Annotated in this window: 22 protein-coding genes; 17 read left to right on the top strand and 5 right to left on the bottom strand. The window is 71.4% G+C overall.

What is annotated here, in order from left to right:
* The first annotated feature begins 24 nt into the window (after nucleotides 1-24).
* Together ACWGH4_RS05975 and ACWGH4_RS05970 are read left to right on the top strand one after the other, a co-directional pair.
* On the top strand, nucleotides 25-1002 hold the full coding sequence (locus ACWGH4_RS05975) for a glycine betaine ABC transporter substrate-binding protein (RefSeq protein WP_453456136.1): 978 nt from the start codon (nucleotides 25-27) through the stop codon (nucleotides 1000-1002).
* A gap of 83 nt (nucleotides 1003-1085) precedes the next feature.
* Nucleotides 1086-2174: a hypothetical protein gene (locus ACWGH4_RS05970; RefSeq protein ID WP_453456133.1), complete on the top strand. Its 1089-nt coding sequence runs from the start codon at nucleotides 1086-1088 to the stop codon at nucleotides 2172-2174.
* 11 nt (nucleotides 2175-2185) lie between these two features.
* On the opposite strand, the gene ACWGH4_RS05965 is transcribed toward ACWGH4_RS05970, so the two are convergent.
* The gene (locus tag ACWGH4_RS05965; RefSeq protein ID WP_441263662.1) at nucleotides 2186-3328 is read right to left on the bottom strand and encodes an NADH-quinone oxidoreductase subunit D-related protein; all 1143 of its coding nucleotides are present in this window, start codon (nucleotides 3326-3328) and stop codon (nucleotides 2186-2188) included.
* Nucleotides 3325-4317 (bottom strand): SAM-dependent methyltransferase, encoded by a 993-nt coding sequence (locus ACWGH4_RS05960; protein ID WP_453456167.1) that lies wholly within the window; start codon nucleotides 4315-4317, stop codon nucleotides 3325-3327. Before ACWGH4_RS05960 ends, ACWGH4_RS05965 begins: the two co-directional genes overlap by 4 nt.
* An 87-nt stretch (nucleotides 4318-4404) precedes the next feature.
* On the opposite strand from ACWGH4_RS05960, the gene ACWGH4_RS05955 reads away from it, so the two are divergent.
* Nucleotides 4405-5604, top strand: a complete 1200-nt coding sequence (locus tag ACWGH4_RS05955; protein ID WP_441263663.1) for a DUF7134 domain-containing protein — start codon at nucleotides 4405-4407, stop codon at nucleotides 5602-5604.
* A gap of 29 nt (nucleotides 5605-5633) precedes the next feature.
* Nucleotides 5634-6308 carry a response regulator gene (locus ACWGH4_RS05950; RefSeq protein ID WP_441263664.1) on the top strand — a complete coding sequence of 225 codons (675 nt, stop codon included), beginning with the start codon at nucleotides 5634-5636 and terminating at the stop codon, nucleotides 6306-6308.
* Between the two features lie 55 nt (nucleotides 6309-6363).
* Here the strand turns inward: ACWGH4_RS05950 and ACWGH4_RS05945 are convergent, their stop codons facing one another.
* The gene (locus ACWGH4_RS05945) at nucleotides 6364-7476 is read right to left on the bottom strand and encodes a DUF5937 family protein (RefSeq protein WP_453456164.1); all 1113 of its coding nucleotides are present in this window, start codon (nucleotides 7474-7476) and stop codon (nucleotides 6364-6366) included.
* A gap of 104 nt (nucleotides 7477-7580) precedes the next feature.
* On the opposite strand from ACWGH4_RS05945, the gene ACWGH4_RS05940 reads away from it, so the two are divergent.
* Nucleotides 7581-7772 carry a hypothetical protein gene (locus ACWGH4_RS05940; protein ID WP_453456128.1) on the top strand — a complete coding sequence of 64 codons (192 nt, stop codon included), beginning with the start codon at nucleotides 7581-7583 and terminating at the stop codon, nucleotides 7770-7772.
* Between the two features lie 368 nt (nucleotides 7773-8140).
* Here the strand turns inward: ACWGH4_RS05940 and ACWGH4_RS05935 are convergent, their stop codons facing one another.
* A complete protein-coding gene (locus tag ACWGH4_RS05935; RefSeq protein ID WP_453456161.1) occupies nucleotides 8141-9283 on the bottom strand; it encodes a threonine aldolase family protein in 1143 nt (380 codons plus the stop codon).
* Between the two features lie 279 nt (nucleotides 9284-9562).
* Between ACWGH4_RS05935 and ACWGH4_RS05930 the strand changes: the two genes are divergently transcribed.
* The 11 genes from ACWGH4_RS05930 to ACWGH4_RS05880 all read left to right on the top strand — a co-directional run bounded on the left by ACWGH4_RS05930 (nucleotide 9563) and on the right by ACWGH4_RS05880 (nucleotide 19217).
* Nucleotides 9563-10483, top strand: coding sequence for a Rossmann-like and DUF2520 domain-containing protein (locus ACWGH4_RS05930; protein ID WP_159689047.1), 921 nt, complete (start codon nucleotides 9563-9565; stop codon nucleotides 10481-10483).
* Nucleotides 10480-11526 (top strand): pantoate--beta-alanine ligase, encoded by a 1047-nt coding sequence (gene panC / locus ACWGH4_RS05925; protein ID WP_441263666.1) that lies wholly within the window; start codon nucleotides 10480-10482, stop codon nucleotides 11524-11526. Before ACWGH4_RS05930 ends, panC begins: the two co-directional genes overlap by 4 nt.
* Nucleotides 11523-13235 (top strand): L-aspartate oxidase, encoded by a 1713-nt coding sequence (locus ACWGH4_RS05920; RefSeq protein WP_453456123.1) that lies wholly within the window; start codon nucleotides 11523-11525, stop codon nucleotides 13233-13235. The genes panC and ACWGH4_RS05920 overlap by 4 nt, the downstream gene beginning before the upstream one ends.
* A gap of 2 nt (nucleotides 13236-13237) precedes the next feature.
* Nucleotides 13238-14242, top strand: coding sequence for a carboxylating nicotinate-nucleotide diphosphorylase (gene nadC / locus ACWGH4_RS05915; protein ID WP_453456120.1), 1005 nt, complete (start codon nucleotides 13238-13240; stop codon nucleotides 14240-14242).
* The gene (locus ACWGH4_RS05910) at nucleotides 14242-15039 is read left to right on the top strand and encodes a type III pantothenate kinase (RefSeq protein ID WP_453456117.1); all 798 of its coding nucleotides are present in this window, start codon (nucleotides 14242-14244) and stop codon (nucleotides 15037-15039) included. Before nadC ends, ACWGH4_RS05910 begins: the two co-directional genes overlap by 1 nt.
* Before the next feature lie 116 nt (nucleotides 15040-15155).
* On the top strand, nucleotides 15156-16751 hold the full coding sequence (locus ACWGH4_RS05905) for a hypothetical protein (protein WP_453456114.1): 1596 nt from the start codon (nucleotides 15156-15158) through the stop codon (nucleotides 16749-16751).
* A gap of 170 nt (nucleotides 16752-16921) precedes the next feature.
* The gene (locus tag ACWGH4_RS05900) at nucleotides 16922-17509 is read left to right on the top strand and encodes a hypothetical protein (RefSeq protein WP_441263719.1); all 588 of its coding nucleotides are present in this window, start codon (nucleotides 16922-16924) and stop codon (nucleotides 17507-17509) included.
* Between the two features lie 14 nt (nucleotides 17510-17523).
* Nucleotides 17524-17697: a hypothetical protein gene (locus tag ACWGH4_RS05895; RefSeq protein ID WP_189470355.1), complete on the top strand. Its 174-nt coding sequence runs from the start codon at nucleotides 17524-17526 to the stop codon at nucleotides 17695-17697.
* Nucleotides 17698-17801: 104 nt separating this feature from the next.
* On the top strand, nucleotides 17802-18197 hold the full coding sequence (locus ACWGH4_RS05890) for a BlaI/MecI/CopY family transcriptional regulator (protein WP_005314115.1): 396 nt from the start codon (nucleotides 17802-17804) through the stop codon (nucleotides 18195-18197).
* A 10-nt stretch (nucleotides 18198-18207) separates the two neighbouring features.
* Nucleotides 18208-18735, top strand: a complete 528-nt coding sequence (locus ACWGH4_RS05885) for an amino-acid N-acetyltransferase (protein WP_005314113.1) — start codon at nucleotides 18208-18210, stop codon at nucleotides 18733-18735.
* 146 nt (nucleotides 18736-18881) lie between these two features.
* Nucleotides 18882-19217 (top strand): histone-like nucleoid-structuring protein Lsr2, encoded by a 336-nt coding sequence (locus ACWGH4_RS05880; protein WP_005314111.1) that lies wholly within the window; start codon nucleotides 18882-18884, stop codon nucleotides 19215-19217.
* Here ACWGH4_RS05880 and ACWGH4_RS05875 read toward each other — a convergent pair.
* Nucleotides 19196-19762, bottom strand: a complete 567-nt coding sequence (locus ACWGH4_RS05875) for an SCO3374 family protein (protein WP_453456109.1) — start codon at nucleotides 19760-19762, stop codon at nucleotides 19196-19198. The genes ACWGH4_RS05880 and ACWGH4_RS05875 overlap by 22 nt on opposite strands.
* A 431-nt stretch (nucleotides 19763-20193) precedes the next feature.
* Between ACWGH4_RS05875 and ACWGH4_RS05870 the strand changes: the two genes are divergently transcribed.
* Nucleotides 20194-22719: an AAA family ATPase gene (locus ACWGH4_RS05870; RefSeq protein WP_441263672.1), complete on the top strand. Its 2526-nt coding sequence runs from the start codon at nucleotides 20194-20196 to the stop codon at nucleotides 22717-22719.
* Nucleotides 22720-22772: the final 53 nt, after the last annotated feature.

Genomic DNA, 22772 nt, shown 5'->3' with positions numbered 1-22772 from the left:
AGTCGCTGTGGACGGAGAACCTTGATGAGCAAGACCTCTCGCATCGCCGGTGCGGTACTCGGTGTGGTGGCCCTGACAGGCTCCCTCGCCGCGTGCGGCGGTGAGTCCCTTGAGCAGGAGAACGCAGGCACGTCACCGGGGACCGGCTCGGGCAAGAAGGGCACCCTGGTCGTCGGGGCCGCTGCCTTCACCGAGTCGAAGGTCCTCGCCGAGCTGTACGCACAGCTGCTCGGCGACGCCGGCTACAAGACGTCGATCACCACCGTCAAGAACCGCGAGTTGTACGAACCGTCCCTGGAGAAGGGCGAGATCGACGTCGTACCGGAATACGCGGCGACCCTCGCCGAATTCCTCAACGCGAAGGTCAACGGGCCCAAGGCGCCGGAGGAGAAGCCCGTCGCGTCGGGTGATGTCACCGCGACCGTTGAGGAGCTCACGAAGCTCGCGGAGCCGCTCGGACTGAAGGTGCTGCCCGTCGGGGAAGCCGTCGACCAGAACGCCTTCGCCGTCACGAAGGAATTCGCCGAGAAGAACAAACTGAAGACGCTCAGTGATCTCGGCAGGTCGAAGCGACCGGTGGAGATCGCGGCGGGCGACGAGTGCGAGGTGCGGCCCTTCTGCGCGCCGGGTCTTAAGAAGACCTACGGCATCGACGTCGCGGGCATCGACCCGAAGGGCGTCGGGACCCCGCAGGCCAAGCAGGCCGTCAAGGACGGTGAGGACGACATGGTGCTCACCTACACCACCGACGGCACGCTCGAGAGCTACGGCCTGGTGGTCCTGGAGGACGACAAGAAGCTCCAGAACGCGGACAACATTCTTCCGGTCGTCAATGCGAAGGACGCCGGCAGCGCGGAGATCGCCGATGTCCTCGCCGGCCTGACCAAGGCCCTGACCACCGAGGATCTCGCCGAGTTGAACCGCAAGGTGGACTCGGAACGCGCGAAGCCCGCGGACGTCGCGAAGGCCTATCTGGAGTCGGAGGGACTGCTGCGGAAGTAGCGGTCGCCGGGCCCGGCATTCTCTCCCAGAGATTTGCCGGGCCGATGCCCCATTCAGTGCCTACGCACGGTAAATTTCGGGCCATGCCACGAGGACGCCACCGTCATTCCCCGCCCCTGCACAAGCTGCTGCCCCCCTCGGCGGTCGCCGGAGCGTCGGTCCTGTGCGCCGCCGGCGCGTGGTTCGTCGGCGAAACCGTGGCGCTCCGTGTGCTGGTCGCCGCCGCGGCGGCCGCCGCCGTCACCGGTGCGGTCCTCATGCGCAACTGGGACCGCGGGGCCGGGCGCAGGGTCGCGGAGCTGACGCGCGGCCGGGCCAGTGACCAGTGGAAGTTCGAGGAACGCATAGCGGAGCTCGAGACGGACGTCGAGGAGTCCCGCGAGCTGCGGCTGAAGCTCGACGCGAAGCTGCGCGCCAAGCGGGTCGAACTCGCCGCGCTGCGCGGCGAGCACGCGGCACTGCTGCGGCGGTACGCGAACGCGGAGACGGAGCGGGCAAGCGCCCTCGAGGGCCGCAGGCAGCTCGCGATCGAGGCGGCGGCACCGGCGAAGGCGCTGCTGCCCGCGGGTTCCACGCCGACGCCCTCGACGTTTCTGCGTGCGGCCAAGGCGCTGGAGGACCTGTCGCGCAACGCCGCGGCGCAGGAGGCGAGACACACGGTCGAGGAAGCGCGCCGACGGGACCTCGCGGAGCGTTCCCGTGAGGCGGACGAGCCGCGGGGGAAGCACGCGGCGGGCGCCGGGGCCGAGCAGGACGTACGCCCGTCGTCCGCCCTCCCCGCCCGCCGGACCGTTCCTGCCGCCGCCGCGATCGTCCCGTACGGTCAGCAGCGCTCCCGCGTGAAGCGCCCTGAGGGCGGCTTCGACTTCTTCGGCACGGGCGGCGCGGCGAACGGCGTCACGGGCGGCGGCGAGGCCGGGTCCGGTGCCACGGCCGTCGAAGGCGTCAAGGCCGTCGAGAGCGCCGCCGCCCTGAGGGCCATCGAGGCGCCGGGCACGCAGAAGGCGATCGAAGCGGTCCAGCACGAGGACCTGGCGGACGTCGTGGGCGAAGAGGCCCTCGCCGCCCAGCGCGTCAGCGGGCCCCGCGCGGTCGGCAAGGTCATCGACCTGACCGCGCACGACGAGACGGAGCAGCTGGACGTCGCCGGACTGCGCAACGCCGTCTCCTGAAGCGGCGGACGCTACTTGTCGATGTCGCCGACGACGAAGAACAGCGACCCGAGGATGGCGACCATGTCGGCGACCAGCGTCCCGGGCAGCAGCACCGTGAGCGCCTGGATGTTGTTGTAGGACGCCGACCGGAGCTTGAGCCGGTAGGGCGTCTTCTCGCCCTTCGAGACCAGGTAGTAGCCGTTGATGCCGAGCGGGTTCTCGGTCCAGGCGTACGTGTGGCCCTCGGGTGCCTTGAGGACCTTCGGCAGCCGCTGGTTGATCGGCCCCGGCGGCAGTTCGGCGATCCGGTCGAGGCAGGCGTCCGCCAGGTCCAGGGCGTTGTGCGTCTGCTCGAGGAGCACCTCGAAGCGGGCCAGGCAGTCGCCCTCCTGCCGGGTCACCACCCGGAGGGTGTCCTGCAGTTCGGGGTAGGCGAGGTAGGGCTCGTCCCGGCGCAGGTCGAAGTCCACACCGGAGGCGCGGGCGATCGGACCGCTGACGCCGAAAGCGTGGACGGCGTCCGCGGAGAGCACTCCCACGTCACGCGTCCGCCCGCGGAAGATCTCGTTGCCGAGGACGAGGCGGTCGTACACGTCCATGCGGGAGCGGACGTCCGCGACCGCGTGCCGGGCGCGGCCGAGCCAGCCGGCGGGCAGGTCCTCCTTGAGACCGCCGACCCGGTTGAACATGTAGTGCATCCTGCCGCCGGAGATCTCCTCCATCACGGTCTGCAGCTCTTCACGCTCGCGGAACGCGTAGAACACCGGCGTGATGCCGCCCAGCTCCAAGGGGTAGGAGCCGAGGAACATCAGGTGGTTGAGGACCCGGTTCAGCTCGGCGAGGAGCGTACGGGACCACACCGCGCGCTCCGGGACCTCCATGCCGAGCATCCGCTCCACGGCCATGACGACACCGAGCTCGTTGGAGAACGCGGACAGCCAGTCGTGCCGGTTGGCGAGCACCACGATCTGCCGGTAGTCGCGGGCCTCGAAGAGCTTCTCCGCACCGCGGTGCATATAGCCGACGATCGGCTCGGCCTCCCGGATGCGCTCGCCGTCGAGCACCAGACGAAGACGCAGCACGCCGTGCGTGGAAGGGTGCTGGGGCCCGATGTTGAGCACCATGTCGGTGTTCTCCGCCGCACCGCCGATGCCGACCGTCGTCTCCGTCATGCCGACCAGTCTCTCAGAGGCCGCCCCACCCTCTGCATGAGCCAGGTGAAGTCGCCGAGACCGCCCTTCGCGGTCAGCTCCGCCGCCTCCCCGGCCCGGGACAGGGCACGCACATAGCCCGCGGGGTCCGACGACGCGAGGGCGAGCGGCGGCCGCTCCCCGTTCACGCCCAGCCTCCGCAGCGCCTCCCGCTGGCCGACCAGCTCGGCGCTCCCCGGCGCGGCGCACGCGTCCAGCGCCACATGGGCCGTGATGTCACAGCTTCCGTCCGGCACGGGGCGCACCTCGCGGCCGTCGCGGAAGCCGGTCAGCGTGCCGAACGGCGGCCGGGCCCCTGCCGTGTGCGCGTAGTCCACGGCGACCGCGAGCCCCGATGCCAGGGAGCCTGCCGCAGCCGCCCACGCCTCGTCCCGGGGCCGGCCGATCTCCGCACGCGTTCCCGGTTCGCCGAGCGGCCACCAGCGGGCGAGCCAGTCGGCGTCCGCCCCGGTGACCTCGTCACCGAGCCGCTCGTCGCCGTCGTCGCGGACCAGCACACGGCGGACCGCCCCGTCCGCGTCCACCTCCGCCACGTCCACGGGAACGTTGTCGAGCCACTCGTTCGCGAACAGCAGCCCGTTCAGACCCTCGGGGATCTCCGCGGTCCACTCGATCCGCGGGTCGAGGTCCGCTGGCCGGTCCGCCCGCTCGACCGCGTACGCGCGAACCGGCAGGCCGGGCGGCAGCGCGGCGAGGACCCCGGTCAGCAGTTCGCCGCGGCCCGCCCCCACGTCGATCAGCGCCGGCTCGGCGAGGCCCAACGACCCGGCCGTCGAGGTCAGCAGCCGTGCCACCGCGGCGGCGAACAACCCGGACGCGTGGACGGAGGTACGGAAATGGCCCGCCGGACCCTCCGGCCGCCGGTAGAACCCCCGAGGCCCGTAGAGCGCGGTCTCCGCCGCCTCCCGCCAGCCGCGCCAATCGCCGGTCTCATACGTCACGGGCACCAGTCTCCACCTTGCGGAGTACGCCTCCGCTCCCCGGATCGCCCCTCCGGTTGACCCCTGCACCTATCTGCCTTCCCTACTCTGGGTTACGTGCAGCGCCTCTACGACTTCATCCGCAGACACCCGACGGGCGTCGACACCTTCTGGGCCGTCGCGCTCTTCGGATTCGCCATGCTGTGGGTGGTCGAGGTGCCGGACGGCGCCGGCCGCACCATCGCGGCCGCCGTCATCGTCACGGCACTGAGCCTGGTCGTGGCGATGCGCCGGCGGATGCCCGAACACATGCTGGTCCTCGCCGCGCTGGCGGGCGTCGCGCAGCTCGTGTTCGACGTCGGCGTCAATCCCGCGGACTTCGCGATGATGGTCATCATCTACACCGTCGCGGCGGTCGGCTCGCCCCGGTGGGCCTCGCGGCTGGCCCTGACCGGCGGTCTGTCAGCGGCGTCGCTGGCGCAGATCCGCTGGCCGGAGGAGGCGTCCGCGGTCTCCGAACGGATCTTCATCACCGTCGTCATGAGCCTGCCGTTCGTCCTGGCCTGGGTGCTCGGCGACTCCATACGCACCCGGCGCGCCTACTTCGACCAGCTCGAGGAGCGCGCCACCCGCCTGGAGAAGGAACGCGAGGCGCAGGCCAAGGTCGCGGTGGCGGCCGAGCGCGCCAGGATCGCCCGCGAGCTCCACGACGTCGTCGCCCACAACGTGTCCGTGATGGTCGTGCAGGCCGACGGCGCCGCCTACGTCATGGACGCCGCGCCCGACCAGGCCAAGCAGGCCCTCGAGACCATCTCGAGCACCGGCCGCCAGGCGCTCGCGGAGATGCGCCGGCTGCTCGGCGTGCTGCGCACCGGCGACGGGCCGGAGAGCGGCGAGTACGTTCCCCAGCCCGATGTGAAGCAGATCGAGGAACTGGTCGAACACGTCCGCCGGGCCGGTCTGACCGTTGACTTCAAGGTCGAGGGGACGCCGCGCACGCTGCCCAGCGGTGTCGAGCTCACCGCCTACCGGATCGTGCAGGAAGCACTCACCAACACCCGTAAGCACGGCGGCCCGGACGCCGGCGCCAGCGTGCGGCTCGTCTACTTCGACGACGGGCTCGGGCTGCTCGTCGAGGACGACGGCCGCGGCGCCTCGCACGAGCTGTACGAGGACGGGGGCGCGGACGGCCGCGGCCACGGCCTCATCGGCATGCGGGAGCGCGTCGGCATGGTCGGCGGCACCCTGGACGCCGGACCCCGGCCCGGCGGAGGCTTCCGTATCAGTGCGCTGCTGCCGCTCAAGCCCGCCCACTAGTGCCCACAGAACCGAGGGACGGAACCCACATGTCCATCCGCGTGATGCTCGTCGACGACCAGGTGCTGCTGCGCACCGGCTTCCGCATGGTGCTCGCCGCCCAGCCGGACATGGAGGTCGTCGCGGAGGCCGGGGACGGCGCGGAGGCGATCGAGAACCTGCGGTCCACCGCTGTCGACGTCGTGCTGATGGACGTACGCATGCCGAGGCTCGACGGGGTGGAGGCGACGCGGCGCATCTGCGCGGAGCCGGACGCCCCCAAGGTGCTGATCCTGACCACCTTCGACCTCGACGAGTACGCCTTCTCGGGTCTGAAGGCCGGCGCCAGCGGTTTCATGCTCAAGGACGTGCCGCCCGGCGAACTGCTCGGCGCGATCCGTTCCGTGCACAGCGGTGACGCGGTCGTGGCGCCGTCGACGACGCGGCGGCTCCTGGACCGTTTCTCCCCGATGCTGCCGAGCGCCGGCCCGGAGCCGCGGCAGAAGGAGCTGGCCAGGCTGACGGAGCGGGAGCGGGAAGTGATGATGCTCGTCGCCCAGGGCCTCTCCAACGGGGAGATCGCCGGCCGCCTCGTGCTCTCGGAGGCCACCGTCAAGACGCACGTCGGCCGCATCCTGACCAAGCTCGGCCTCCGTGACCGCGTGCAGGTGGTGGTGCTCGCCTACGAGACCGGGCTGGTCCGGGCCGGCGGCGGGACGGCCTGACCGGTCGGCCCGCCGACGGCTCCACGCGCCGTCGGACTGCGCGCCGGCCCCGCGGTCAGCGCAGCACCGTCTCGAGGAAATCGCTGCCGAGCCGGGCTACGGCCGTCACGTCCAGCTGGTGGAGCACGTAACGGCCGCGCCTGCGGGTGGAGATCAGCTTGGCCTTCTTCAGAACGGCCAGATGGCGGGAGACCTCGGGTGCGCTGATGCCGAGGGAGTCCGCGAGCTCGCTGGTCGTGTACGCGGCCCTGCCGAGGTTGCGGGACAGCCGCATCCGCATCGGATGGGCGAGCGCGTCCATGCGGAGTTTCAGCAGCTCCACGGAGGCGGCGCCCGGCAGTTCGGGCGCCCCGATCGGGTACTGGATCACCGGCTGCCAGCCGGGCGCGTGCACCACCATCAGGTGCGGCCAGCCGAAGCTGGACGGCAGCAGGGTGAGCCCGGCGCCGAAGGCCGGGTCGGTGGCGGTCGTCCGCCCGTCCGCGAGCTTGTCGGCGCTGATCACGGTGCCGCCCTCGTCGAGCGACAGCGCCGGGGAGACGGCGCGCAGCGCCTCCGCAAGGCCCTTGCGTCGCATCAGCTCGGTCTTGTGGCGGGCGTCGGCGGCGAGCTGCGTCGAGACGCGTCCCCAGGTGTCCGCGAAGAAGGCGTCGTCGCAGTCCTCGAACAGCCGCCGCAGCCAGGCGCGTACGGACGCCGGGTCGGCCAGCAGCCGCCGGGTGAAGTCCAGTTGGCGGGGCCCTCGGTTGGCCGCCAGATCGAGCGCGTGCGCCCGGCGTGAGGCGTCGACGAGCGGGGACGGGGCGCCGGTCGAGTACGTGCTGGCGCAGGTGAACTCGAGCGCCGACGACACGAACCGCTCGTCGTCGAGCCGGTCGAGCAGGTCCAGCTCCTCCTTGAGGCTCGCCCCGATGCGTCCGGGCTCCACCGGCAGCCCGGCGAAGGGCAGGAAGATGTCCGAGAACGTCGAACGCCACAGGAAGTCGGCCTCGTGCAGCCGGTCCGCGAGGTCCGGCTTGAGCCCGGCGGCCGTCGCCGTGGCCCAGCCGTGCAGCCCGGGGTGGTGCGCGGGCTCGGAGAGCGCGTGGAGGGCCACGCCCAGCTCGGCGAGTGGGGAGATGTCGAAGACGATGCGCTCGGGGGCCAGCCCCGTGATGTCGATGGTCACGCTCACGACTCCATGGTGCGGGGTCCCGGGGCGGGCGCGGCCACGTTTGACGTGGCTCGTCAATCGACGCGACGGGGGCCGGACGACGGGAGCAGCGTGAAGCCATGAACGCGATCCAGCAGTACATGCTCGACCTGTACCGGGCCGCGCGGACCGACACCGCGCCGCCGCCGCACCCCGGCGACCACGACCTGCGGACGCTCCGCGAGACACGCGGCCACCGCCGTCTCCGCGCGGTGCCCGCGTCCCGCCGCGCCGTCCCCCGGCCCGCCGACGCCCACCGTTCGCCCTGCTGACACCCGCCCGCCGGCCTCGGCCGGCGCCCCGCCGGGCTGACCGCCAGCCGGGTGCCCGCCCCCGCGCTGGCCGCCACCGAATCCCAGCCGGGTGTCCTGCCGACGGCCCATGGACGCCTCACGGGCCTGGCGGGCCTGGACCAATGCCCGCCGGGCCCGTGCCGGCCCCCTGCCGATGACCGGCGGGCCTGCGCCAACCCGCCGATGCCTGCCGGGCGTCTCGTCGGCCACCGGCCACCGGCCACCGGCGGCCAGCCGGTCGGCCCGCCCCGGGCGGTCGTCACGCGCGTCCGCCGGGATCACGCGGCGCGCCCGCCCGGTGGTCATGACGCGCACCCGCCGGGCGGTGGTGCGGAGGTGGGTGCCGGCTACCGGAGGCGGCGTGCGAACTCCGAGGCCGCCTCTGCCACGTCCTGCGGTGTCCACTCGAGGCCTTCGGACGCGACGGTCACCTCGGTGACCGAGACGCCCGGCAGGCAGCCTTCGGAGAACCAGCGGCGGAAGAGCGTCACGCCGGTCTCCTCCGCCTGCGTCAGCGCCGCCTCGTTCAGCACGTCCTTGTCGTACGGCAGCCAGACCTGGAACTGGTGCGTGTGCGGAACGGGCGGGTGGATCCGCGCCCAGGGGACGGCCGGCTCGCGCAGCGCGTCCGTGAGCGCCGCGGCGACGACCTTCGCGTGGGCCACGTACGACGGCAGCCGGGGCAGCTCCCGTTCGAGGCCCAGCAGCGCCGACAGGGCTGCCGGGTACTGCTGGAACAGCTGGCCCCCGTACCGGTGCCGCCAGGCCCGTGCCTCGTCGATCAGCGGCGCCGGACCGGCGAGCACCGCCCCGGACATGCCGTCCAGGGACTTGTAGAACGACACGTACACGCTGTCCGCCAGGGACGCGATCTCGTCGAGCGGGCGGCCGAAGTGCGGGGCGCATTCCCACAGGCGCGCGCCGTCGAAGTGCACCACCGCATCACGTTCCCGCGCCGCCTCCACGACGGCCACCAGATCCTCCCAGGTGGGCAGCACGAAGCCGGCGTCCCTCAGCGGCAGTTCGAGCATCAGTGCGCCGAAGGGCTCGTCGCACTCGCGCACCTCGTCGGCCGTCGGCAGCCGGGGCTCCGTCGTGGGGTGGACCGTGCGCAGCCCGCTCACCACGGAGAAGGCGGAGCGTTCGTGCACCTCCGGATGTGCCTGGGGGTGCAGCGCGACCGTCGCGTTCCCGGTGCGCGCCGCCCAGCAGCGCAGTGCCACCTGCTGCGCCATCGTGCCGGTCGGGAAGAACGCGGCGGCCGGGAAACCGAGCAGCGAGGCCGTACGCCGCTCCAGCTCCGCGACGACCCCGTTCCCGTACACGTCGGTCCAGTCGTCCAGGTCGTGCACCTCGCCCGCGGCCTCCGCCAGGGCCATGAGGCGTTCGCCGATCCGCCGGTCGGCGGAGACGCGCGACAGCACACGGTCCGACGCGCGCCATGCGGCGAGGCGGCGGCGCCGCTCGTCCGGGGCGTCCTGCTCGTCCAAGGCGTCCAAGGCGTCCGCGGCGTCCGGGGTGTCCCGCCCGTCGTGCCCGTCCTGCCCGCTCGGTCCGTCCGCGGCGTCCGGGACATCCGGTTCTGTCCGGTGGTCCCGGTCGTCCGGCTCCGCCTGCTTGCCGTACTCGTTCGTTCCGTTCGTGTCCGTCACGGTCCGATCATCGCCCACAGCCTGTGGACAACTGCGGGGTGCCGGAAACGCTGGCGTAGCATCGTGGACGAGAAATCGTCCGGTACCCGTGCGGACTGGAACGGAAGGCACCGCCGCGTGAATCCCACAGCACCACAGGAACCGCTCGACCCGCGGGACCGCCCCGCCCGGCTGACCGTCGGCGTGGTCGGAGCGGGCCGGGTAGGGCCCGCGCTCGCCGCGTCCCTGCAACTCGCCGGTCACCGGCCGGTCGCCGCGTCGGGAGTCTCCGACGCCTCCGTCCGCCGTGCCGCCGCCATGCTCCCCGACGTCCCGCTGGTGACGCCCGCGGACGTGCTGGCCCGCGCGGAGCTGGTACTGCTGACCGTGCCCGACGACGCGCTCCCCGGCCTGGTGGAGGGTCTCGTCGAGACCGGTGCCGTACGGCCCGGGCAGCTGCTCGTGCACACCTCCGGCCGGTACGGCACCAAGGTGCTCGAGCCCGCGCTGCGGGCCGGGGCGCTGCCGCTGGCCCTGCACCCCGCGATGACCTTCACCGGCACGGCGGTCGACGTGCAGCGGCTGGCCGGCTGCTCGTTCGGCGTGACCGCGCCCGAGGAGCTGCGGCTGGCCGCGGAGGCGCTGGTCATCGAGATGGGCGGCGAGCCCGAGTGGATCGAGGAGCAGAACCGCCCGCTCTACCACGCGGCCCTCGCACTCGGCGCGAACCACCTCGTCACGCTGGTCGCCCAGTCGATGGAGCTGCTGCGCGCCGCGGGCGTCGGCGCCCCCGACCGGATGCTCGGCCCCCTTCTCGGCGCCGCGCTGGACAACGCCCTGCGTTCCGGTGACGCCGCCCTGACCGGGCCGGTCGCCAGGGGCGACGCGGGCACCGTCGCCGCGCACGTCGCCGAGCTGCGCAAACACGCTCCCGCCGCCGTCGCCGGCTATCTGGCGATGGCCCGTACGACCGCCGATCGCGCCCTCGCGCACGGCATGCTCAAGCCGGAGCTCGCGGAGGACCTGCTGGGCGTGCTGGCCGAGGGGGACCTGCGATGAGCCGCGCCTTCGAGCTCGTACCGACGAGGGAGGACCTGCGGTACGTGGTGGAGCACCACGCCGTCCCCGGCCGCACCGCCGTCGTGATGACCATGGGCGCCCTCCATCAGGGACACGCCTCCCTGATCCGTACCGCCCGTGAGCGCGTCGGCCCCAAGGGCTTCGTCATCGTCACGGTCTTCGTCAACCCCCTCCAGTTCGGCGCGGGCGAGGACCTCGACCGTTACCCCCGCACCCTCGACGCCGACCTCCGGACCGCCGAAGAGGCGGGCGCCGACGTGGTGTTCGCCCCGTCCGTCGACGAGGTCTACCCGGGTGGGCAGCCGCAGGTCCGCATCACGGCAGGCCCCATGGGGGAGCGTCTCGAAGGCCGGACCCGCCCCGGCCACTTCGACGGCATGCTCACCGTCGTCGCCAAGCTGCTGCATCTCACCGGCCCGGATGTGGCGTTGTTCGGGCAGAAGGACGCCCAGCAGCTGGCCCTGATCCGCCGGATGGTGCGCGACCTGAACTTCCCGGTCGAGATCGTCGGCGTGCCCACCGTCCGCGAGGACGACGGCCTCGCCCTCTCCAGCCGCAACCGCTACCTGTCCGCCGGCGAGCGACACACCGCCCTGGCCCTCTCCCGCGCCCTGTTCGCGGCGGCCGACCGGCTCGCCGCCCAGCAGGCACTGCACGCGAGGGCCGAAGCGGTGCCGGCCGCGCCCACCCGCGCCGCCGCGCTCTCCAAGCTCGGCGAGGCCCGCGCGGCGGCGGACGCGCACGCGGTGGCCCAGGCATGGCCGCCCGTCGGCGCCGACGCCGTCCGGGCCGCGGCCCGGACCGTCCTGGACGAGGCGGCGAAGGCCAAGCCGCCGCTGGCGCTCGACTATGTGGCACTCGTCGACCCGGCGACTTTCGAGGAGGTGCCCGACGACCACAGGGGCGAGGCGGTCCTCGCCGTCGCGGCCAAGGTCGGCTCGACCCGCCTCATCGACAACATCCCGCTGGACTTCGGGACCGCGCATCCCGGGACCGCCCTGAACGACGGAGCCGCCAAGTGACCGGAATACGGCTGACCGCCCCCGCCCCGGGGTGGGCCATCGACGCGGATGTCGTCGTGGTCGGCTCGGGTGTCGCCGGGCTCACGGCGGCACTGCGCTGCGCGGCGGCCGGTCTGGACACGGTCGTCGTCACCAAGGCCCGCCTCGACGACGGTTCCACGCGCTGGGCGCAGGGCGGTATCGCCGCGGCGCTCGGCGACGGCGACACCCCGGAACAGCACCTGGAAGACACGTTGGTGGCGGGTGCCGGCCTGTGTGACGAGGCGGCGGTGCGGGCCCTCGTCACCGAGGGGCCCGACGCCGTGCGCCGGCTGATCGCCACCGGCGCGCACTTCGACACCGACCCGGCGTCCGGCGAGATCGAGCTGACCCGTGAGGGCGGCCACCACCGGCGCCGTATCGCGCACGCCGGTGGCGACGCGACCGGCGCCGAGATCTCCCGCGCCTTGGTCGACGCGGTCCGCGACCAGGGGCTGCGGACCATCGAGAACGCCCTGGTCCTCGACCTGCTCACCGACGCGGACGGGCGGACGGCGGGCATCACGCTGCACGTCATGGGTGAGGGCCAGCACGACGGCGTGGGCGCGGTCCACGCCCCGACGGTCGTGCTCGCTACCGGCGGCATGGGCCAGGTCTTCTCCGCGACCACCAACCCCGCCGTCTCCACCGGCGACGGTGTGGCGCTCGCGCTCCGCGCGGGCGCGGAGGTCTCGGACGTCGAGTTCGTGCAGTTCCACCCGACGGTGCTGTTCCTCGGCCGGGACAGCGAGGGCCAGCAGCCGCTGGTCTCCGAGGCGGTACGCGGCGAGGGCGCCCACCTGGTCGACGCGGACGGCGTCCGCTTCATGGTCGGACAGCACGAACTGGCCGAGCTCGCCCCGCGCGACATCGTCGCCAAGGGCATCATGCGCCGCATGCAGGAGCAGGGCGCCGACCACATGCTCCTGGACGCCCGCCACTTCGGCGCCGAGATGTGGGAGCAGCGCTTCCCCACGATCCTCGCCGCCTGCCGGGCCCATGGCTTCGACCCGGTGACCGAGCCGATCCCGGTCGCTCCCGCCGCCCACTACGCGTCCGGCGGCGTACGCACGGACCTGCAGGGCCGCACCACCGTCCCCGGTCTCTACGCCTGCGGCGAGGTCGCCTGCACCGGTGTCCACGGCGCCAACCGCCTCGCGTCCAACTCGCTGCTCGAGGGGCTCGTCTTCGCGGAGCGCATCGCCGCCGACATCGCCGCCAGGCGGCCCTGGCCGGCCGTCCCGCCCGCCGCGCCGCGTGAGCCCTCCCTGCTGCCGCTCATCGCCCCGGAGGAGCGCGCGGAGATCCAGCGGATCATGTCCCACGGCGCGGGCGTGCTGCGCTCGGCGGCGTCGCTCGCCGCCGCGGCCGCCGCCCTCGAGTCGGTGTACGTGACCGCCGTGCAGGAGCGCGAAGGCTCCGGGAAGACGGCGGAGCCCGGCGTCGAGTCGTGGGAGACCTCGAACCTCCTGTGCGTGGCCCGCGTGCTGACCGCGGCCGCCCTGGAGCGCGAGGAGACCCGCGGCTGCCACTGGCGCGAGGACCGTCCGGAGCGCGACGACGCCGAGTGGCGCCGCCATCTCGTCGTACGGCTCGCGCCGGACCGCCGGCTCGTCGTCCGGCACACCGACGGGACAGCCTTCCCGTCCACCGATACCTTGTCCGTCCCCGACGCACCCAGGGAGCCGTAACCGTGAGCACGCCCGATGAACGCCCGAGCCCCGTGGACGTACCGCTGATCCAGATCGGCGCCGCGGCCGGCGGCGGCTGCGGGGACGACTGCGGCTGCGCCGAAGAGGTCTACGAGTGCGGTCTGGACCCGGCGCTCGCCACGCTCCTCGCCGAGGCCGGGCTCGACCCCGTCCAGGTCGAGGACATCGCGCACCTGGCCATCGAGGAGGACCTGGACGGCGGCGTCGACGTGACGAGCGTCGCGACCGTCCCCCAGGACGCCGTCGCGACCGGCGACTTCACCGCCCGGGAGGCGGGCACGGTCGCCGGTCTGCGGGTCGCGGAGGCGATCCTGTCGATCGTCTGCACCACCGAGTTCGAGGTGGAGCGGCACGTCGAGGACGGCGACCGCGTCGAGGCGGGCCAGAAGCTCCTCTCCGTCACCGCGGGCACCCGCGACCTGCTGACCGGCGAGCGCAGCGCACTCAACATCCTGTGCCGTCTCTCCGGCATCGCCACGGCCACCCGCGCCTGGGCCGACGCCCTCGAGGGCACCAGGGCGAAGGTCCGCGACACCCGCAAGACCACGCCCGGCCTGCGGGCCCTGGAGAAGTACGCGGTGCGCTGCGGCGGCGGCGTCAACCACCGCATGTCGCTGTCCGACGCCGCGCTGGTCAAGGACAACCACGTGATCGCGGCCGGCGGCGTCGCGGCGGCCTTCAAGGCCGTGCGGGACCGCTTCCCGGACCTCCCGATCGAGGTCGAGGTGGACACCCTCGACCAGGTGCGCGAGGTCCTGGACGCGGGCGCCGACCTGATCCTGCTCGACAACTTCTCCCCGGCCGCGACGGCGGAGGCCGTCACAGTCGTCGCGGGCCGCGCGGTCCTGGAGTCCTCCGGCCGGCTCACGCTCGACAACGCCCGCGCGTACGCCGAGACCGGCGTCGACTACCTCGCCGTGGGCGCCCTCACGCACTCCTCGCCGATCCTCGACATCGGCCTCGACCTCCGCGAGGTCGAGAGCTGATGCTGCTCACCATCGACGTCGGCAACACCCACACCGTCCTGGGCCTCTTCGACGGGGAGGAGATCGTCGAGCACTGGCGCATCTCCACCGACTCCCGGCGCACCGCCGACGAGCTCGCCGTCCTGCTCCAGGGCCTGATGGGCATGCACCCGCTGCTCGGCGACGAACTAGGCGACGGCATCGAGGGCATCGCGATCTGCTCCACGGTCCCTTCCGTGCTGCACGAGCTCCGCGAGGTGACCCGCCGTTACTACGGCGACGTCCCGGCGGTCCTGGTGGAGCCGGGCATCAAGACCGGCGTGCCGATCCTGATGGACAACCCGAAGGAGGTCGGCGCGGACCGCATCATCAACGCGGTCGCCGCGGTGGACCTCTACGGCGGCCCCGCGATCGTCGTCGACTTCGGTACGGCGACGACGTTCGACGCGGTCAGCGCACGGGGCGAGTACGCCGGCGGTGTGATCGCTCCGGGCATAGAGATCTCCGTCGAGGCGCTCGGCGTCAAGGGCGCGCAGCTGCGCAAGATCGAGCTTGCCCGCCCGCGGAGCGTGATCGGCAAGAACACCGTGGAGGCCATGCAGTCCGGCATCGTCTACGGCTTCGCCGGCCAGGTCGACGGTGTCGTCCAGCGGATGAAGCGCGAGCTGGCGGAGGACCCGGACGACGTGACGGTGATCGCGACGGGCGGTCTCGCCCCGATAATCCTCGGCGAGGCGACGGCGATCGACGAGCACGAGCCGTGGCTGACGCTGATCGGACTGCGGCTGGTGTACGAGCGCAACGTCTCCCGCATGTGAGGCCCGCCCGGTGACGTCCGGGCGGCCTGCGGGTGAACGTACAACCCTTCCTGCCCGGCAGGGGTCTTGCTCCGCGGGCGGTGCACCGGTCCGCCCGTGGAGGGGGTAGACACAACATGAGCGGACGCAAGGCCGGCCTGCTGGCGGCTCTGGCGACGACGGCCTTGTTCGGCACGGCCCTGGGCGCTCCGGCCCAGGCCGCCCAGGCCGCGAACGACGTCACGCTGATCGAAATGGACGCGCAGGAGTCCTACTTCGCGCGGCCCGACGGCACCGACGTCAACAACCGTTTCCAGACGATCCTCGCCGTGCGGCAGCCGGGAGGCGGCGAGGAGCGCGACGCGAAGAACGTGGTGGCCGTCTACGACGCGTCCGCCCTCAAGGGCAAGGTCACCCTCTCCGGCCTCGGACACCGCTGCACACGGCAGGACCATGTAGTCACCTGTCCACAGGGGGACTTCTACGAGCGCACCTATGTGACGCCGTTCAGGATCAAGGCGGTCGCGGGAGCGGAGATCGGCGAGGCCGGACCGATCAAGGTCACGGTCACCAGTGACAACGCCGGCACGCTGACCAGGTCGACCCGGGTGTTCATCGGAGAGCACCAGCCGGTCTACCGGGCCCATGCCCCGTACACGGTGCCGGAATCGGAGCGGGGTTCGCTGCCCGCCATCACCCCTGCCTTCGGCAATGCCGGCCAGGTGGAGATGCCGACCGGCGTGGTGATGAGAGTCGCGGTGGGCGACGCGCTCGACTTCACGGGGGAGAGGTACAGCAACTGCCACTACGGAAAGGCCGTGGCCCACTGCGAGTTCCCCGGGCCGCTGATGCCGGGCACGGCGTACGAGACGGACGGCGACTTCGATGCGGTCACCGAGACGAAGCGCCGCGTGAAGGGGGCCTACGGCTACAGCGTCCGTCCGGTCGGGAACCTGCTCGAATACACGGACTACCGTCGTGAACCGAGGGGGAACGGCCGTGTGCTCGGTCTGAAGCCCGTGGACATCGGGACGCTGAGCCCGGGGGGCGGCCAACTGCCGTTCGTGACGGAGGGCGAGTGGACGACCGACTGGTCGTTCCGGGACGGCGATACACCGGGCGATGCCTCCGGGGTGACCCTCGAGGGTGCGGTCGGCAGCTACGCGGAGGTCGAACTGCCGGTCGCCCGCAACCTGGGGCCCGACAACGCCGGCAACACGTATGTGCGTCAGGCTGTGGTGACCCTCCCCGAAGGGGTGTCCCTCGCTACGCCCGAACCGGGCAGCCATCCTTCGGAAATCGGCTATTGCGACGCGGGGCGCTCCGCGGACGAGCCGATCCGCTGCGGGCTGAACAACTACTCCAACGTCCTGCGGGTGCACATCGACCGCAAGCCCGAGCAGGGCAGGCCGGGCACTCTGACGCTGGTGCTGCCGGACGGCGTGAACGACCCGGACCTGTCGAACAACACCGTTCCGGTGAGGCTCGAGGTGACCGGTGACGCGTCTCCCTCGGCGAGCCCGTCTCCGGCGCCGAGCGCCTCGCCGGGCCCGAACCCGAGCCCGAGCGCCTCGGCCGCGCCGGCGACCGGCGCCGGTCCTTCCGCCGCGGCGGGATCGCCGAACGGGAAGCTGGCCTCCACCGGTACCTCCGCGGTCGTGCTGATCGGTACGGCGTCGGCCGTGGCCGTGGCTCTGGGAGCCGCTCTGCTCCTGCGCCGCCGCCGGGCCTGAACCGGAGGGCGGGGACGCGGCGACGTGATCCGGGGGTGCGGCCAGGCAGCGCCCGGCCCCCCCCGGACCGCGTTGAGCCACGCCGCGCCCACGGGCGGGCGTTAAGCGGATTTTGGGCAATTAGGACGTACTGTCGGGACATGCCCACGCCATACGGATCCCGTGGCGGCATGGCGTTCGGTGCGGACGAGCTGCGTGTGCTCCGACGCGCCCTCGCCGTCGCCCTTCACCCCGTCCCCTTGGCCGACGACGACGTCCGGGAATGTCTGCGCCTGGCCGACTCCGTCGACGAGGCGGTCCGCGAGGCAGGCCGGCTGCGTGCGTTCCTCGTCGCCGACCTCGCCCGCTACCGCGACGCCCTGCCCGGCACGGCCACCAGCTACCTGGAGCGCCTCCAGGACGCCCTCGCCGCCGGTTACGACCCCCGCCCGGACGATCTGGCGGCTCTGCGCGCCCTGCGCGGCAATCCGGCCGCCGCGGCCGTGCTGCGGCGCTGTCAGGGCCTGGCGGAGCAGTCGGTGCGCGACCGGCTCGCCGGCCGCGTCGTCCACGTCCCGGCGCCCGCCCAGGCGCCCCGACGTGCCCGGCTCCTCGCGCTCCCCGGCGGCCGTGCCGCCGACGCGCCGAAACCCAGGCCGCAACCGCAGCCTCAGCCGAAGCCGCCCGCGCCGGACGAGCGCCCCGTGCCCAAGCCCTCCGAGGTGTTCCCGCCGCGCCGTAAGCCTGTGCCCCCGCCGGAGCAGTGGGCCGTCGGCTAGTTACCCTGGACGGCATGGACTACGTTTCCGCGCTTGTGCCTCCCGTGGTGATGGCCGTGTTCTTCATTGGTCTGGTCGTGACGATCGTCAAGAGCCAGGGCGGTCCGAACAAGGCCAAGGAGGACGCCGCCGTGGACGCGGCGCTGGCCCGGACGGAGTCCGGTCCGCAGACCGGACGCGACAACTGAGGGCCGTCCCCGACGGCCGAGGACGCACGGTGGAATTCCCGCCGTGCGTCCTTTTTGTCACGTCAAAGGGCAGTTGATCCCGGATCTCCCACTATGGTGGTGGTGTGCCCCGCCAATTGGGAGAGCTCGAAGACGCCGTCATGACACGCATCTGGCAATGGAACCGGCCGGTGACGGTCAGGGAAGTCCTGGAAGACCTCCAGAAGGAACGGTCCATCGCCTACACCACCGTCATGACGGTAATGGACAATCTCCATCAGAAGGGCTGGGTCCGCCGGGAAGTCGAGGGCCGGGCCTATCGATATAGAGCGGTCTCCACCCGCGCCGCCTACGCGGCCGCACTGATGAACGAAGCCTGGTCCAAGAGCGACAACCCCGCGGCGGCTCTTGTCGCCTTCTTCGGCATGATGTCCCCCGAGCAGCGCGAGTCGCTGCAAGCCGCCGTGCGTCTCGTTCAGGGCAACGAGGCCGCCGAGGACCCCGGAGCAGCGGAGCGATAGCGTCGGGTCCATGCCTTATGCCGCAGCAAATGCCTTCACCGTCCGGCGCGCGAGGACCGGCGATGTGCCGGACGTGCGCCGACTCGTGGACCCGTACGTCGGTGAAGGCATCCTGCTCGACAAAGCGACGGTGACTCTTTACGAAGCCATCCAGGAGTTCTGGGTCGCCGAACGCGACGAGGACGGCCTGGTCGTCGGCTGCGGCGCTCTCCACGTCATGTGGGAGGACCTCGCGGAAGTGCGCACTCTCGCCGTCGACCCGGCCTTCAAGGGCCACGGCATCGGACACCAGGTTCTCGAGAAGCTGGTGGCCACCGCGCGCAGGCTGGGAGTGCGCAGAGTTTTCTGCCTCACCTTCGAAGTGGACTTCTTCGGTAAGCACGGCTTCGTCGAGATCGGGGAGACTCAGACGCCCGTCGACACCGATGTCTACGCCGAGCTCCTGCGTTCCTATGACGAGGGTGTCGCCGAGTTCCTGGGTCTCGAACGAGTGAAGCCGAACACCTTGGGCAACAGTCGGATGCTTCTGCACCTGTGATCGCCACTAGAGCCCCGGATCCCTATGTCCGAATCGCGCACGTTTCCCGCGTTCTCGCGGTTCTGAACCTCTGTCAAGGGTTTGTGTTTTCCAAGGAAAAGCGGTTTCCTTTCCGCGTACTGCATTTTCGATGAAAGGAAATCCCGGTGGCACAGAAGGTTCAGGTCCTTCTTGTCGACGACCTCGACGGCGGCGAGGCGGACGAGACGGTGACGTTCGCACTGGACGGCAAGACCTACGAGATCGACCTCACCACCGCCAATGCGGACAAGCTCCGGGGTCTGCTCGAGCCGTACACGAAGAACGGCCGGCGTACCGGTGGCCGTGCGGCGACCGGGCGTGGCAAGGGCCGTGCGACGACGGGCGGCAACAAGGACACCGCCGAGATCCGCGCCTGGGCGAAGGCGAACGGCTTCGAGGTCAACGACCGCGGCCGTGTCCCCGCGACGGTCCGTGAGGCTTACGAGAAGGCCAACGGCTGACTCGTCGCCCGTCGCGTATTCGTACGCGCCGTACGCGTCAGCCGGGCGCGGTGGCACTCGGTGGCCGCCGTGTCCACCAGCCGTACGAGATCGGGGGCATCCCCACTGCCCCCGAGGCCGGCGAGAGCGGGCAGCTGTGCCTCGCGCCCCGGCGCGGGGGGCCGCAGCCACATGGCGGCCCGACCGGTACCAGGACGCCCGGGCGGCGGCGGGGCGGTCATCGCTCCGCCCGTGCCGAGGGCGGTCAGGTCCAGATCGACACCGCCCCATTCCAGCCAGTCGAGCAGCCCCGGCAGCTCCTCCGCGCTTCCCGGAGCGACCAGCAGCCGCATTCTCTGCCCCATGAGCGCGACCGGCCCGGTGCGGGCGACCCGGCGGAGCACCGCCGCTCCGGCGTCCGCCGGCAGGTCGAGCACATCGAACCGCACCCCCGTCGTGAGCAGCACGGGACTGCCCCCCGTCGCCACCCAGCCGAGTTCGCTGCGGTACCACTGCGCGGCGCCGCCCTCGAAGGGCGCGCGGGGGGACGGCACGGTGAAGGGCATGTTCCGCAAACTCCGCAGCCACGAGGATGGTTACGCGGTGTGTCGGAGTCATTGCTCAACGTGTCGAAGTCGGGGGCGCGCACGCGCACGGAACGGCGCAAGGTTGTTCGCCCGTAGCTGAGGGACGGGGTGCACGCTGCATGGACTGTCGGTGGCAGCGGGTAAGACATTCCTAGTGGGGAGGGGCGACACGCTCGCAGGGCAGTCTCACGTTCGCCATCGGCGTAGTGGCGGTGGGGGTAACTGCCTGGCCTGCGGGAACATCGTCTCGCACCATCGGGTTGGAGCAGTTGTCGGCGTTCAGGGGTCAGGAGGCCACAGACGGGTGTCGGCAGTTGGAATGAGCGGTCCCCGCTTGCGGGACTAAGCTGCGGAAGGACAGGGAGGGGACCGACCCCTTACTGCCTGACCGCTCTGAGGAGCGATTAACGATGTTCGAGAGGTTCACCGACCGCGCGCGGCGGGTTGTCGTCCTGGCTCAGGAAGAAGCCCGGATGCTCAACCACAACTACATCGGCACCGAGCACATCCTCCTGGGCCTTATCCACGAGGGTGAGGGTGTCGCCGCTAAGGCCCTGGAGAGCCTCGGGATTTCGCTCGAGGCGGTCCGCCAGCAGGTGGAGGAGATCATCGGCCAGGGCCAGCAGGCCCCGTCCGGTCACATCCCCTTCACGCCCCGTGCCAAGAAGGTCCTGGAGCTGTCGCTCCGCGAGGCTCTTCAGCTGGGCCACAACTACATCGGCACCGAGCACATCCTGCTCGGCCTGATCCGCGAGGGCGAGGGCGTCGCCGCCCAGGTCCTCGTGAAGCTGGGCGCCGATCTCAACCGGGTGCGGCAGCAGGTCATCCAGCTGCTCTCCGGATACCAGGGCAAGGAGGCCGCCACGGCAGGCGGCCCGGCCGAGGGCACTCCTTCGACCTCCCTCGTCCTCGACCAGTTCGGCCGGAACCTCACCCAGGCCGCTCGTGAGTCCAAGCTCGACCCGGTCATCGGGCGCGAGAAGGAGATCGAGCGGGTCATGCAGGTGCTGTCCCGCCGTACCAAGAACAACCCGGTCCTCATCGGCGAGCCCGGCGTCGGTAAGACGGCGGTCGTCGAGGGCCTGGCGCAGGCCATCGTCAAGGGCGAGGTGCCCGAGACCCTCAAGGACAAGCACCTCTACACCCTGGACCTCGGCGCGCTGGTCGCCGGCTCCCGCTACCGCGGTGACTTCGAGGAGCGCCTGAAGAAGGTCCTCAAGGAGATCCGCACCCGCGGCGACATCATCCTGTTCATCGACGAGCTCCACACCCTGGTGGGTGCGGGCGCCGCCGAGGGCGCGATCGACGCCGCGAGCATCCTCAAGCCGATGCTGGCGCGAGGCGAGCTGCAGACCATCGGCGCCACCACGCTCGACGAGTACCGCAAGCACCTGGAGAAGGACGCAGCGCTCGAGCGCCGCTTCCAGCCCATCCAGGTCGCGGAGCCGTCGCTGCCGCACACCATCGAGATCCTCAAGGGTCTGCGCGACCGTTACGAGGCCCACCACAGGGTCTCCATCACGGACGAGGCGCTGGTCCAGGCCGCCACCCTGGCCGACCGGTACATCTCGGACCGCTTCCTGCCGGACAAGGCGATCGACCTGATCGACGAGGCCGGCTCCCGGATGCGCATCCGCCGGATGACCGCGCCGCCGGACCTGCGCGAGTTCGACGAGAAGATCGCCGGTGTCCGCCGCGACAAGGAGTCCGCGATCGACTCCCAGGACTTCGAGAAGGCAGCTTCGCTCCGCGACAAGGAGAAGCAGCTGCTGGCGGCGAAGGCCAAGCGGGAGAAGGAGTGGAAGGCCGGCGACATGGACGTCGTCGCCGAGGTCGACGGCGAGCTGATCGCCGAGGTCCTCGCGACCGCCACCGGCATCCCGGTCTTCAAGCTGACCGAGGAGGAGTCCTCGCGTCTGCTGCGCATGGAGGACGAGCTCCACAAGCGCGTCATCGGGCAGAAGGACGCCATCAAGGCCCTCTCGCAGGCCATCCGCCGTACGCGAGCCGGTCTGAAGGACCCGAAGCGCCCCGGTGGCTCGTTCATCTTCGCCGGCCCGTCCGGTGTGGGTAAGACCGAGCTCTCCAAGACGCTCGCCGAATTCCTCTTCGGTGACGAGGACGCGCTGATCTCCCTCGACATGTCGGAGTTCAGCGAGAAGCACACGGTTTCCCGTCTCTTCGGTTCGCCCCCCGGATACGTGGGCTACGAAGAGGGCGGCCAGCTCACCGAGAAGGTCCGCCGGAAGCCGTTCTCCGTCGTCCTCTTCGACGAGGTCGAGAAGGCCCACCCCGATATCTTCAATTCCCTTCTGCAGATCCTGGAGGACGGTCGTCTGACCGACTCCCAGGGCCGCGTCGTGGACTTCAAGAACACGGTCATCATCATGACGACCAATCTCGGGACCCGGGACATCTCCAAGGGCTTCAACCTGGGCTTCGCCGCCCAGGGCGACGTCAAGTCGAACTACGACCGGATGAAGGTCAAGGTCAACGAAGAGCTGAAGCAGCACTTCCGGCCCGAGTTCCTCAACCGTGTCGACGACACGGTCGTCTTCCACCAGCTCACCGAGGAAGACATCATCCAGATCGTCGACCTCATGATCGCCAAGGTGGACGAGCGTCTGAAGGACCGCGACATGGGCATCGAGCTCAGCGCCACGGCCAAGTCGCTCCTCGCCAAGAAGGGCTACGACCCCGTCCTGGGCGCCCGGCCGCTGCGCCGGACGATCCAGCGCGAGATCGAGGACATCCTGTCGGAGAAGATCCTCTTCGGCGAGCTGCGCCCCGGTCACATCGTGGTCGTGGACACCGAGGGCGAGGGTGAGGAGAAGAAGTTCACCTTCCGCGGCGAGGAGAAGTCGGCTCTGCCCGACGTCCCGCCGATCGAGCAGGCGGCCGGTGGCACCGGTCCGAACCTGTCGAAGGACGCGTAACGGCCCTGCCGGGCCGGCTGACGTGACGGGGCGGGCCCCGGACCCACAAGGTC

It is taken from the genome of Streptomyces sp. NPDC054847 (assembly GCF_053610925.1).
Note: the sequence above shows the minus strand (reverse complement) of the source record. Positions and strands in the feature narration are given on the sequence as shown.